The following is a 12,171-nucleotide window of genomic DNA, read 5'->3' as shown; positions in this document are numbered from 1 at the left end:
TCGGCGTGCCGGAGAAACAGCCACATGGTGGTTCCATGCGACCTTTTCTTCGGTGCGGCGAGGCGCGGTGCCGGACGACGCGGACCCACCGGGATCCGCCGGACAGGGCCTGGTGATCTCGACCGGGAGTCTTCCTCCGCGCCCCAAGGTCCCCCGCCACACCGACGCCCCCGACGAGGCCGCCGGGGCCCGCCGAGCCCGCGTCCTGCACAAGTGACGCCGGCGGGACCGCGCGCCCGCGTCGCCGAGGCTGCCCGTCGGAGTCAGTCGCGGGGCGGGACGGGGGCGGAGCGCACTTCCACGATCGGTAGTCGCAACGCCGCCGGTGCGCTTGCCGGGACCACCGGGGCCGTCGGCGGGGTGTAGGCGATCGGTCGGTAGGCGGCGCCCAGGGCGGGGCGGGTGTCGGCGTCGCCGCGGTTGGGCCACATCGCGGTGGCTCGTTCCGCCTGCGCGGTGATGGTCAGGGACGGGTTCACGCCCAGGTTCGCGCTGACCGCGGAGCCGTCCAGGATGTGCAGGCCCGGGTGGCCGTACACGCGTTGGTACGGGTCGACCACGCCGGTCTCGGCCGAATCGCCGATCACGCAGCCACCCAGGATGTGCGCCGTCATCGGCACGTTGGCCAGATCGCCCCAGGTGCCGCCGGCCACGCCGCCCAGGCGCTCGGCGATCCGCCGGACCGCCTCGTGGCCGGCCGGGATCCAGTTCGGATTGGGTTCCCCGTGGCCCTGCCGGGTGGTGATCCTGGTGCGCCCGAACAGGCCGCGCTTGCGGTACACCGTCAGCGAGTTGTCCCGGGACTGCATCACCAGCGCGATGATCGCCCGCTCGGACCAGTTGCGCACGTTCAGCAGCCGTAGTTGGGCCGGGTTCCGCAGCGCGTTCACCAGGAGTTGGCGCACTCGGGGTCGGTCCCCGTCGGTGAGCAGCGTCTGCAACAGCCCCATCGCGTTGGAGCCCTTGCCGTAGCGGACCGGTTCGATGTGGGTGTCCGCGTCCGGGTGCCACGAGGAGGTGATGGCCACCCCGCGGGTCGCGTCGATCACACCGGTGGTCGGTGCCACCGCGCCGACCAACGCCTCGGAGTTGGTCCGGGTCAGTCGGCCGAGCGTGCCGGACAGGTGCGGCAGCGTACGCTCCGCCGCCATCCGGTGCAGCAGGCGCTGGGTGCCCAGGGTGCCGGCGGCGAACACCACCTGCTCGGCGGTCCAGGTGCGCGGCGAACGAGGCGCCGTCGCGGGGCCGCTGTGCACGGTCTCCACCGCGTAGCCGCCGGCGGACCCGTCCGCGTGCCACCGCGGGCCCAGCGGCCGGACCCGGCGCACCGTACGCTCCGCGTGCACCTCGGCACCGGCCCGCTCGGCCAGATGGAGGTAGTTCTTGAGCAGCGTGTTCTTCGCGCCGACCCGGCAGCCGGTCATGCAGGAGCCGCACTCGGTACAGGTGGTCCGGCGCGGGCCGACCCCGCCGAAGTACGGGTCGGCCACCTCCTCGCCGGGCCGCTGTCCCTCCTCGGGGAAGAGCACGCCGACCGGTGCGAGATGGAAGGTGTCGCCCACGCCCATGTCCTCGGCGACGGCCTTCATGTGCTCGTCGGCGGGCGTCGTGTGCGGGTTGGTCACCACGCCGAGCATGCGCTTGGCCTGGGCGTAGAACGGCGCGAGTTCGGTACGCCAGTCGGTGATGTGGCCCCACTGCGGGTCGTCGAAGAACGGCTGTGGCGGCTCGTACAGGGTGTTCGCGTAGTTCAGCGATCCGCCGCCCACGCCCGCTCCGGCCAGCACGACCACGTCCTTGAGCACGTGGATGCGCTGGATGCCGGTCAGGCCGAGCGCGGGGGCCCACAGGAAGTCGCGCAACTGCCATGACGTCTTGGGAAAGTCGGTGTCGGCGAAGCGCCGGCCGGCCTCCAGGACGCCGACCCGATAGCCCTTCTCGGTCAGCCGCAACGCGGCGACCGATCCGCCGAAACCCGAACCGATGACCAGGACGTCGTAGTCGAACACGGGGAACCCTTCGCCGGGCGGGCAGGAGGCATGCCATGAGATCTGGCGATCCTACTGCTCGGTAACCCGGCGAAGGCAGTCCCTCGATGGTGCGTTTCGGGCCGAATCGGGGTGCGGCTCGGGCCGTGAGCGGTCCGAGTCAGCCGCTCTTGCGGCGGAACGAGCGCTGCTGTGCGGCGGGCCCGTGCGCGCCGTGGATCTTCGATCCGTCGCCGCCGGGGCCCTCGCCGGTGCCATCGGTCTTGGTGCCGCGCTTGCGGGCGAGTGCCTCGCGGAACTTGCGCTTGGTCTCGTCCTCGGGCGTCTCGGCCTCGGCGGCCTCGGCGGCCGTCTCCTCGGGTGTCTCGTTCGCGGGTGTCTCGTCAGCCATGGTGCGTTCCTGCTCTCGAACTGGACTCGATCCGTAGGGACACCCTTCCATGCCGGGGCCCGCGATGGCACGCCCGGACCGGGTGACGCCCAGGAGAGTGGACATACCGGTCGCCTTCGGATCGATCGGGTTCGAAAATCGGCGTCTCGGCGGCGCCTCAGGTCAGTCGCGCCGTGCGGATGACCAGAGTGTCGATGAAGTCGGTCAGCGGCGGCCAGTCGAAGACGGGCGCGGTCATCCGCAGCAGGATCGCGCCGTGCATCGCGGCCCAGACGGCCAACGCGTCCTCGAACGGGTCGGTCCCGGCCGAGTGACCGGCCGCCGCGGCGGCCGCGATCGCGTCGATCAGGGTCTGGAAAACGTCCATCCGACTGGGCATCGCGGGAACCGGTTCGGCCGGATCCGTGTTCGGCGGGCGCATCCGGTGGAACAGCGCGCGGTAGCGGCCGGGGCGATCCATGGCGAACCGGGCGTACGCCCGACAACCCGCGAGCAGCGACCGGTCCGCCTCGGTCTCCTCGGCCGCGGCGGCCACGATGGCCGCCTGCAAGTCGTCGAAGTAGCCGTTGAGCACGGTGTCGAGGATGTCGTCGAGGTCGTTGAAGTGCGCGTAGATCGACGGCGCGGTGATCGCGGCCTCGCGCGCGATCCGGCGCAGCGTCACGTCGCCGGAGTGTCCGTCGCGTTCGATGAGCGCGGTCGCCGCGGCGAGGATGTCGTCGCGCAGAAGCGCACCCTGGCCGCGGCGATTGCGTCGGCGGTTCGGCCCCTGATCGTCGTCCATGGCGGTCAGCGTACGAGGCGTGGAAGCGGCGCTCGCGGGCATGGGTGCCTCCTCGGGTGTGTCGACGACGGGTCGCCGAACGACGGTTGCACGGCGACCGGAACGAGCCGGCCGCCGTGCGCTGTGGTGACGATCCGTCAGGCGGGCTGCACCGCCTGGGTGTTGGTCGATTCGGCGGGCTGTCCGGCGGCGACCGGGGTGCTGCCGGTACGCCTGGGCAGACCGATCGCGACCACGATCGCGCCGATCGCGGCGACCGCCGCGGCCACCAGGGCGCCGTTGTTCATCGCGGCGGTGAAGGCATGGTCGGCGGCCGAGGTGAGTCGGTCGGCGGACTCGGGGGACAGGTGCCCGGCCACCCCGTACGCGCTGTGCAGGTCGTCTTCGGCGACCGCCGCGGGACCGGTCAGGTGTTGGTCGGCCATCTCGCTCCGGTAGTGCGAGGACACCAGCGTGCCGACCACCGCGATGCCCAGCATGCCGCCGAGTTCGCGGACCACGCTGTTGAGCGCGCCGGCCATCGACGAGTAGCGCACCGGCACCGACGCGGTGATCTCCATGCTCGCGGGGGCCATCATCATCCCCATCCCCGCGCCGACCAGGGCCATTTCCCCGGCGAGCGCGGCGAACGGGGTGTCCGTCCCGGTGGTCAGGCCCATTACCGTCAGGCCGGCCGCGATCGCGGCGAGCCCGACGGTGAGCGTGGCCCGGATGCCCAGCCGGGCGGTGACCACCGGGGACAGCCCGGACATCGTGGCCATCGCGACGGCGAACGGCATCGCGCCGAGGCCGGCCTTGAGCGGGCTGTAGCCGTGCACGAGCTGGAAGTACTGGGAGAGCACGAACAGCGTGCCGAAGAGCGCGAAGAAGGTCACCGCGAGCGTCGCGGCGGCGAGCACGAAGCCCCGGTTGGCGAACAGGCGGATCTGCACCATCGGTTCGTCGCGGCGCAGCTCCCAGGCCACGAACACCGCACCGAGCAGCACGAACGCGCCGAGCTCGGCGAGCGTGACCGGTGCGGTCCAGCCGCGCTCCGGCGCCTCGATGATCGCGTCGACCAGGACGCCCAGACCGATCACGGACAACACGGCGGCGGGCAGGTCGAGTCGGGCGGTGCCCGCGCGCGGGATGCTCGGCACGATCCGCGCGATGCCGACCATCGCGGCGAGCACGAGCGGGACGTTGATCCAGAACGCGCTGGACCAGGAGAAGTGGGTCAGCAGCGCGCCGCCGGTGACCGGGCCGATCAGCACGCCCACGCCGGCCGACGCCGACCAGACGGCGAACGCCTTGGCGCGTTCGACCGGCGGGAACATCCGGATGATGATGGCCAGCGTCGCGGGCATCACGAACGCCGCACCCAGTCCCATCACCGCCCGCCAGGCGATCAGCTCGGCCGCGGTCGAGGACACCGCCGCGATCGCCGATCCGGCTCCGAAGAGCGCCAGTCCGCCGAGCAGGGCACGTCGCGCGCCGAAGCGGGCCCCCAGGCTGCCCGCGAGCAGCAGCAGGGCGGCGAAGACCAGCGTGTAGGCGTCGGTGATCCACTGCAGATCCGCCGTCGACGCGTCCAGCCCCTTCGCCAGCGCGGGCAGCGCGGTGTTGAGCACCGAGTTGTCCAGCGTCACCGCCACCAGCGTCGAGCAGAGCACGAGCAGCGCGGCCCACCGACGGGGGTGACCCGCGGGTTCCGTCTCGTCGGCGCGAGAGGCGGCGGATCGGGTTTCTGTGCTGCTCACGAGGACCCCCATGGATGAACGCTTGTTAGCTTACGTCTGTAAACATAGGACGTGACCATACGCATGTAAAGTCAAGAATCGGCAAAGCGCACTCGGGGGCAAATGGCACTCGATCGAGCGAATGGCACTCGGGCGGGTGGTGCGCCCGGGGGGATGGCGCCCGGTGGGCGGCCTCCGGGCGGGTGGTGCCCGGGCGAGTGGGTGCCGGGCCGGTGGTGCCCGAGCGAGTGGGTCCCGGGCGGGTGGTGCCCGAGCGAGTGGGTGCCCGGGCGAGTGCGGCTATGCCCCGGTGGGCCGGGCTACGCCTCCGTGAACGGCCCGTCCTCGACGAATCGGCGCAGTCCGCGCGCGAACACCCGCGCCTCGTCGGCGGGCCAGCCCGCGAGCGAGGCCTCGATCCGGGTCGCGAGCCGCTCGCGCAGTTCCTCGACGCAGGCGGTGCCCGCGTCGGTCAGTGCGAGCAGTACGGCCCGGCGGTCGTCCGGGTCGGGCCGGCGGCGGACCAGGCCGGCCGTCTCCAGGCGGGATGCGCGACGGCTGACGCCGGATCGGTCGAGGCCGATCTCGCCGGCCAGGTCCGCCGCGCTGCGCGGCCCGGTTCGGGCCAGCCCGCTGAGCACGGGATACGTCACCTCGTCCACGGCCGGCCCCAGGCCCTCGGTCAGTCGTGCGTACAGGTTCGCGCGCGTGCCGCGCCGGAGCAGCAGACCCAGCGCGTCCGCGACCTCGTGTCCCACCACATGTTCCATGACCTCAGATTAGCGTGCGCCGCGCACGCTTATGGGCTATGGTCAAAAGCGTGCGCCAAGCACGCATTTCCTTCGCGTGGGCCGTCCTGCGCGGACCGCCCGGATCGGAGTCACCTCGCCATGACGCAAACCGCAATCGTTCCCGCCCTCACCGACCTCCTCTTCCGCTCGGGGTTGGATCTCGACACCGCGGTCGACCGGCACTTCGCGCCGGACTACCGCCAGCGCACCGACGGCGTCTGGTCGGACCGGGCCGGCTTCGTCGAACACATCGCGCACCTGCGCTCGGTGGTGACCGGCGGCCGGGTGTACCTGCACGAGGAACTGTTCGACGGGTCGCGCTACGCCGATCGGCACACCGTCGAGGTGCGCAAGGTGGACGGCGCGACCGTGCTGATGGAGGTGTACGTGTTCGGCGAGTTCGCGCCGGACGGCCGATTCCTTCGGATCGAGGAGACCACGCTGATGCTCGCCGGATCGGCGGCCGATCAGGGTCTGGGGTCGGCTCGGTGATTCTTCTGTAGCGATCGCTAACAAATCTGGGGTACGGTGCTGCCGAACCAGATTTGTAGCGATCGCTAAAGAAGTGGTCGTGGACGAAAGGCGCCACCATGCACACGCTCACCGCCAAGACCGCGCTCGTCACCGGCGCGAGCAGGGGGATCGGCCGCGCCATCGCCGAGCGGCTGGCCGCGGACGGGGCGCTGGTCGCGGTGCACTACGGCCGGGACGAGGCCGCCGCGAAGGAGGTGGTCGCGACGATCGGGGCGGCCGGCGGGCGGGCCTTCGCGGTGCACGCCGAACTCGGCGTACCGGGCGACGTGGACACGCTCCTGGGCGGACTGCGGGCCGGCTGGGCCGAGTTCGGCGTCGAGGGGCTGGACATCCTGGTGCACAACGCGGGGATCGGCTCGACCGGGCCGATCGAGGCGGAGACCGAGGCCGGCTACGACCGGGTGTTCGCGGTCAACACCCGGGCGCCGTTCTTCCTCACCCGCGAGGCACTGCCCGTACTGCGCGACGGCGGCCGGATCGTCACCGTCACCTCCGGTGCGACCCGGATCGCCTTCCCGGAGGCGATCGCGTACGCGATGACCAAGGGCGCCCTGGACGCGTTCACGCTCGCCCTGGCCAAGCACCTGGGCCCGCGCGGGATCACGGTCAACAATGTCGCTCCCGGCATCGTCGACACCGACGTCAACGCGGGTTGGCTGCGCGGGAATCCGGCGGCCCAGGCGCAGGCCGCGGGTCGCGCGGCACTGGGCCGGGTCGGGCAACCCGCCGACATCGCCGACGCGGTCGCGTTCCTGGCCTCCGACGACGCCCGCTGGGTCACCGGCACCACGATCGACGCCACCGGCGGGTCTGACCTGTAGAGCGGGTGTTCCGTCCCCCGCCGGGACTTGGGTCGGCGGCGCCCACCCGACCGGGCGGGAGTGCCGCTACAGCTCCCGCGTCACGTCCAGCGGCGCGCACGAGAGCGTGCCGTGCGCGTCGGGTGCGGCGATCCAACTGTCCGTGCTCACGAAGTCCCGCCCCCGCTGCCGCGCCTCGCGGGCCGGCGTCGGGTCGTCCCAGGTCACCGCCAGCGGCTTGTGTTCGACGTCCCACTTGGCGCCGCCGAGCGCGCGGTCGTCCGCGGAGGTCGCCTCCACGTGGGTGAGCCGACCGGCGTCCGTACGCAACACCCCCGCGTGCCACAACGTCACGCCCGCCTCGGTGCGCACGATCGCCGGCGGCGTGCTCAGCGTCAGGCCGGTGCCGTCGTGCCGGTCCGAGTCGAAGCGCAGCACCAGGCGGCGCGGGATGGTCGGCAGCACCACGTCCAGCACCAGATCGCCGTCCGGGACGGGACCGAACAGGCAGGAGGTGAACCGGATCGGCCCGGCCGACAACGTCGTGGCCAGCGCCGAGTGGGCGAACCGGTCGCCCGAGCGGGTCACCGACACCCCGTATTGCCCGAACAGCGGCGGCGCCGGCGGGCGCGGGCCGGTGGGACGGGCCAGGGTCTCCATGCCGATGCTGGTGTACAGGCCGGCCGGCGTGCGCAGGATGCCGCTGTGGAAGACCCGCACCTCGTCGTGCTCGAGCAGGATCTCGGGCGGCCTGACCAGCTCGATGTCCACCGGGGCAGTGCTGTCGCTCATGCCGCCGACCCTATCGGCGGGCCGGGGTCGGTACGGCGGCCCGACGGTGCCGGGGCGGCCGGGACAGGCGTCGGCGATGCGTTCGGGCTTCGCCCGATCGGCCCAATCGGGTGTACCGGGGCGTTGTCCGCTTACAGTGCGAGAACGCGGTCCCGACCGGATCCCGCGTGACCTGCGGCAGGGTTGGCCGTGCGGCATTTCGGTCGGGTTCTACGGGATTCGAACCGCCATATCGTGGGGACACTTTCCGGTTACGGCTTCGCCTATACCGCCCCCGAACGCCCCGCGCGTCACCCGACAGGCGCATACTGGTGGGGATGACGACGTCAGCCGTGACCCGGCGCATTCTGCCCACCAGTCCCTTCAATGTCCCGGTCGCTCCCATCATCGAGGATTTCGAACTCGGTGCACGAGTGACGCACGATCAGTACGGACTCGGTCGGATCGTCGGTGTCGAAGAGGACATCGCGGTCACTGTCGATTTCGGGTCGCGTCAGGAGCGGATCTGCCGTCCCTACGCGAAGCTGAGCAATCTCTGAACATCCCGACTCCACGCGGTCGGTCCAGGGAGGCGCCTCCGGGTAACCGGGTCGGCGCCTCCTTTTGTTGGGGGCGGGTGTTGGGGTGCGTGTGCGTTGTGGCGTGTGCGCGTTGCAGGGGCACTGTGCCAGGGCGTGTGCGGGCGTGCCCTGGGGCGTCGTGCGGCGTGGTGCCTGGGTGCGTTGCTTCTTTCTTTTGCGCCGGCAGTTCTCGAAAGAGACATCAGGTTGTCAGACAAGTTGTGCTAGCGTCCTCGCCATGAAGCTGCGCGTTCTCCTTCTCGGCCGCCGCGGCGGGGTCTGATCCGACCGGCACCCCGCCGCGGGGTTCGGTGCCGCCGGTCGACCATTTCGACCGCGAGGACGATTCCGCACCATGACCGAAGACAAGTTCCCGACCCTGCGCACCCCCGCCGGCCCCATCCCCGAGGATCGGCCGCACTGGAACCGGCAGCGCCCGAGCGCGATGCCGCACCACCGCTACCGCCCGGCGCACGAACGGGTCCGGGTCGGGATCGACCCGACCGAGCGGACCTGGCCCACCCGGCGGATCGAACAGGCGCCGCTGTGGGTTCCGGTGGACCTGCGGGACGGCAATCAGGCACTGGCCGAGCCGATGGACCCGGCCCGCAAGCGGCGGATGTTCGACCTGCTGGTGGCGATGGGCTTCAAGGAGATCGAGGTCGGCTACCCGTCGGCCAGCCGCGCCGACTACGACTTCGTCCGGCACCTGGCCGAGAGCGACGCGGTCCCGGACGACGTGACCATCGTGGTCTTCACCGCCGCCCGGACCGACCTGATCGAACGCACCCACCAATCCATCGAGGGACTCGCGCACGCCGTGGTGCACATGTACACCGCGACCGCGCCGACCTGGCGCGAGGTCGTCCTCGGACACGACCGGGCCGCGCTGCACGGCTTGATCCTGGCCGGCGCGAAGGACGTCGCGCGTGGCGCGGACGCGCGGCCGAATGCGGACATCCGGTTCGAGTTCTCGCCCGAGGTGTTCAACCTGACCGAGCCCGACTACGTCCTGGAGGTGTGCGACAGCGTCACCGAGCTGTGGGACGCGAGCCCGGACCGGCCGGTGATCCACAACCTGCCGGCCACGGTCGAGATCGCCACGCCGAACGTGTACGCCGACCAGATCGAGTACATGCACCGGCATCTGGCCCGCCGGGACGCGGTGATCCTGTCCGTGCACCCGCACAACGATCGCGGTACCGGCGTCGCGTGCGCCGAACTGGCGCTGCTGGCGGGCGCGCAGCGGATCGAGGGCTGCCTGTTCGGCAACGGCGAGCGGACCGGCAACGTGGACCTGGTCACGCTCGCGCTGAACCTGCACACGCAGGGGGTGGATCCGATGATCGACTTCTCCGACATCGACGAGATCCGGCGCACTGTCGAGTACGCGAACCGGATCGACGTGCACGCCCGCCACCCCTACGGCGGCGACCTGGTGTACACCGCCTTCTCCGGCACCCACCAGGACGCGATCAAGAAGGGCTTCGCGCGGCACGCCCGGCAGGCCGAGGAGCTGGGCCTGCCCGCGGACCGCGCGCCGTGGGACGTGCCGTACCTGCCGATCGACCCCGCCGACGTGGGCCGCGACTACGAGGCGGTGATCCGGGTCAACAGTCAGTCAGGCAAGGGCGGCATCGCCTACCTGATGCAGAGCGCGCACGGCCTGGACCTGCCGCGCCGGCTCCAGATCGAGTTCTCCCGGGTGGTCCAGGAGGCCACCGACGACAGCGGTGAGGAGATCACCTCGGCCGAGCTGGGCGAGTTGTTCCGGCGCGAGTACCCGGACCGGCGCTCGCCGGTGGACGTGAGCGGATGGCGGGCCGAGGAGGTCGAACCGGGACGGCACGTGTTCACCGGGACGCTCACCGATGCGGCGGGCGGGCGTTCGGTGGTCGGGCGTTCGGTGGTCGGCGAGGGGAACGGACCGCTGTCCGCGCTGACGTCGGCGTTCGGCGCTGCCGGGATCCGGGTCGAGATCCTGGACTACGTCGAGCACTCGATCGGCGCGGGCGGCGACCGGCAGGCGGCGTCGTACGTGGAGTGCCGGGTGGACGGGGTCACCCGGTGGGGCGTCGGGATCGACACCTCGATCCTGGCCGCCTCGGTGCACGCGACCGTGTCGGCGGTGAATCGGGCCCGCGCGGGGGAGCGGGCTCGCGCGCGGGAGCGGGAGGGGAGGATCGGGGTGTCGGCGGGTTAGGATTCGTCAGACAACCTGAGATGTGAGGGTGACACGATGACGTTCGGCCCCCTGCGCCGCAGTCCGCTGGTCGGCCAGGCGGCCGAACGGCTTCGTGATCGGATCGCCGCGGGGCACTGGCCGGTGGGCACCAAACTGCCCGGCGAAATGGCGCTCGGCAAGGAACTGGGCATCGGCCGCTCGACCGTGCGCGAGGCGATCCGCGCGCTGGCGGGTGCGGGTCTGGTCGAGTCCCGGCAGGGGTCCGGCGTCTTCGTGATCGCCACCGAGCCGGTCGAGGACCTGACCACGCGGCTGCGGCGGGCCTCGGCGGCCGAGGTGTACGAGGTGCGCAACCTGATCGAGGTGCGGGCCGCGATGTTGGCCGCGGAGCGGCGTACCGACGAGGACCTCGCGGCGCTGGAGGCGGGGTTGGCCGCGCGGGCCGCCGCGCTCGGGGACGACGAGGCGTACATCGACGCGGACATCGCGTTCCACGCGAGCATTGTCGCGGCGGCGCACAACGACGTGCTGACCGACCTGTTCGCGGTGTTCCAGGTGACCATGCGGCCGGGCCTGCTGGACCTGCTCGCGGTGATGGACGAGAAGGGCCTGCGCACCGCCTCGGCGGACCCGGGCGCCGACGCGCACGCGGCAATGGTCGCGGCGATCCGATCCGGCGACGCAACGGCGGCGGGCCGCGTCACCGAGGCGGAACTCGCGGTAAGCCTAGGCATCCTGCGCGACTGAACCCGCGCGGTGGCGTGCCGCGCGGTGGTGTGCGGCACACCGGCGTGCCGCACGGTGGCGTGCCGCACACCGGTGTGCCACACGCTCGTGTGTCCGCGCGGGCTCCCATGTTGTGCTGCCTCGCATCAGGCGGGCTTCGGTGCCGTGGCCCTCAGGCCGCGTTGCTCCCTGGCTGGGCCGGAGCCCCAGGGCACGTTGAGCCCTGGGGCTCCGGCCCTGTCCCGGCTGCTCCGACCCGGCGCGGGGCGGCTGCGTTGAGGCCGTGCCCGGTCGGGGCGCCGGGATGCATGTCGGGCCGGGCGCTGCGCGCCCGGGGTGCATGACCGCTACGCGGTCGGGCCGTTCGCTGCGCGCCCGGGATGCACGTTCGCTACGCGCTCGGGATGCATGTCCGCTACGCGGTCACGGTCGGGCCGTTCGCTGCGCGCCCGGGATGCACGTTCGCTACGCGCCCGGGATGCACGTCCGCTACGCGCCCGTACGGCCTGGTGCCCCGTCCCGGCGCCGGCTCCGCCCTGGCCCGGCTCCGCCTCGCCTGGCCTCCGGCTCCGCTCCGATCCGGCCGCGCCCCTGTGGGAGACAGCCCGTGGGAGGCGCGGGGGCGTGGCGGGGCGGCGTGGTGCGGGGCGGCTGCGTTGAGGCCGTGCCCGGTCGGGCGCCGGGATGCATGTCGGGCCGTTCGCTACGCGCTCGGGATGCATGTCCGCTACGCGGTCACGGTCGGGCCGTTCGCTACGCGCCCGGGATGCACGTCCGCTACGCGCCCGTACGGCCTGGTGCCCCGTCCCGGCGCCGGCTCCGCCCTGGCCCGGCTCCGCCTCGCCTGGCCTCCGGCTCCGCTCCGATCCGGCCGCGCCCCGCCTCGGCCGCGCCCCGGCCCG

Annotated in this window: 12 protein-coding genes; 6 read left to right on the top strand and 6 right to left on the bottom strand. The window is 72.2% G+C overall.

The window, feature by feature from the left end; translation table 11 throughout:
* The first annotated feature begins 52 nt into the window (after positions 1-52).
* Positions 53-217, top strand: coding sequence for a hypothetical protein (locus OG948_RS07340; protein ID WP_406294792.1), 165 nt, complete (start codon positions 53-55; stop codon positions 215-217).
* 46 nt (positions 218-263) lie between these two features.
* On the opposite strand, the gene OG948_RS07335 is transcribed toward OG948_RS07340, so the two are convergent.
* From OG948_RS07335 to OG948_RS07315, 5 genes are all read right to left on the bottom strand, one after another.
* Complete coding sequence (locus OG948_RS07335) at positions 264-2,009, bottom strand: GMC oxidoreductase (protein ID WP_406294790.1); 1,746 nt, start codon at positions 2,007-2,009, stop codon at positions 264-266.
* Positions 2,010-2,148: 139 nt separating this feature from the next.
* Positions 2,149-2,379, bottom strand: coding sequence for a DUF5302 domain-containing protein (locus OG948_RS07330; RefSeq protein WP_406294788.1), 231 nt, complete (start codon positions 2,377-2,379; stop codon positions 2,149-2,151).
* Between the two features lie 157 nt (positions 2,380-2,536).
* A complete protein-coding gene (locus OG948_RS07325) occupies positions 2,537-3,163 on the bottom strand; it encodes a TetR/AcrR family transcriptional regulator (RefSeq protein WP_406294787.1) in 627 nt (208 codons plus the stop codon).
* Positions 3,164-3,300: 137 nt separating this feature from the next.
* On the bottom strand, positions 3,301-4,902 hold the full coding sequence (locus OG948_RS07320) for an MFS transporter (protein ID WP_406294785.1): 1,602 nt from the start codon (positions 4,900-4,902) through the stop codon (positions 3,301-3,303).
* 299 nt (positions 4,903-5,201) lie between these two features.
* A complete protein-coding gene (locus OG948_RS07315) occupies positions 5,202-5,651 on the bottom strand; it encodes a MarR family winged helix-turn-helix transcriptional regulator (protein ID WP_406294784.1) in 450 nt (149 codons plus the stop codon).
* 120 nt (positions 5,652-5,771) lie between these two features.
* Between OG948_RS07315 and OG948_RS07310 the strand changes: the two genes are divergently transcribed.
* Positions 5,772-6,164, top strand: coding sequence for a nuclear transport factor 2 family protein (locus OG948_RS07310; RefSeq protein WP_406294782.1), 393 nt, complete (start codon positions 5,772-5,774; stop codon positions 6,162-6,164).
* Between the two features lie 98 nt (positions 6,165-6,262).
* Positions 6,263-7,027, top strand: a complete 765-nt coding sequence (locus OG948_RS07305) for an SDR family oxidoreductase (protein WP_406294780.1) — start codon at positions 6,263-6,265, stop codon at positions 7,025-7,027.
* Between the two features lie 66 nt (positions 7,028-7,093).
* Here OG948_RS07305 and OG948_RS07300 read toward each other — a convergent pair whose 3' ends face one another.
* Positions 7,094-7,798: a hypothetical protein gene (locus tag OG948_RS07300; RefSeq protein WP_406294778.1), complete on the bottom strand. Its 705-nt coding sequence runs from the start codon at positions 7,796-7,798 to the stop codon at positions 7,094-7,096.
* 317 nt (positions 7,799-8,115) lie between these two features.
* On the opposite strand from OG948_RS07300, the gene OG948_RS07295 reads away from it, so the two are divergent.
* The 3 genes from OG948_RS07295 to OG948_RS07285 all read left to right on the top strand — a co-directional run bounded on the left by OG948_RS07295 (position 8,116) and on the right by OG948_RS07285 (position 11,290).
* Positions 8,116-8,337: a hypothetical protein gene (locus tag OG948_RS07295; protein WP_026218929.1), complete on the top strand. Its 222-nt coding sequence runs from the start codon at positions 8,116-8,118 to the stop codon at positions 8,335-8,337.
* 376 nt (positions 8,338-8,713) lie between these two features.
* Positions 8,714-10,561, top strand: coding sequence for a 2-isopropylmalate synthase (gene leuA / locus OG948_RS07290; protein WP_406294777.1), 1,848 nt, complete (start codon positions 8,714-8,716; stop codon positions 10,559-10,561).
* Between the two features lie 36 nt (positions 10,562-10,597).
* Positions 10,598-11,290: a FadR/GntR family transcriptional regulator gene (locus tag OG948_RS07285; protein WP_406294775.1), complete on the top strand. Its 693-nt coding sequence runs from the start codon at positions 10,598-10,600 to the stop codon at positions 11,288-11,290.
* Positions 11,291-12,171: the final 881 nt, after the last annotated feature.

Source organism: Embleya sp. NBC_00888 (assembly GCF_045207655.1).
Lineage (GTDB): Bacteria > Actinomycetota > Actinomycetes > Streptomycetales > Streptomycetaceae > Embleya.
Note: the sequence above shows the minus strand (reverse complement) of the source record. Positions and strands in the feature narration are given on the sequence as shown.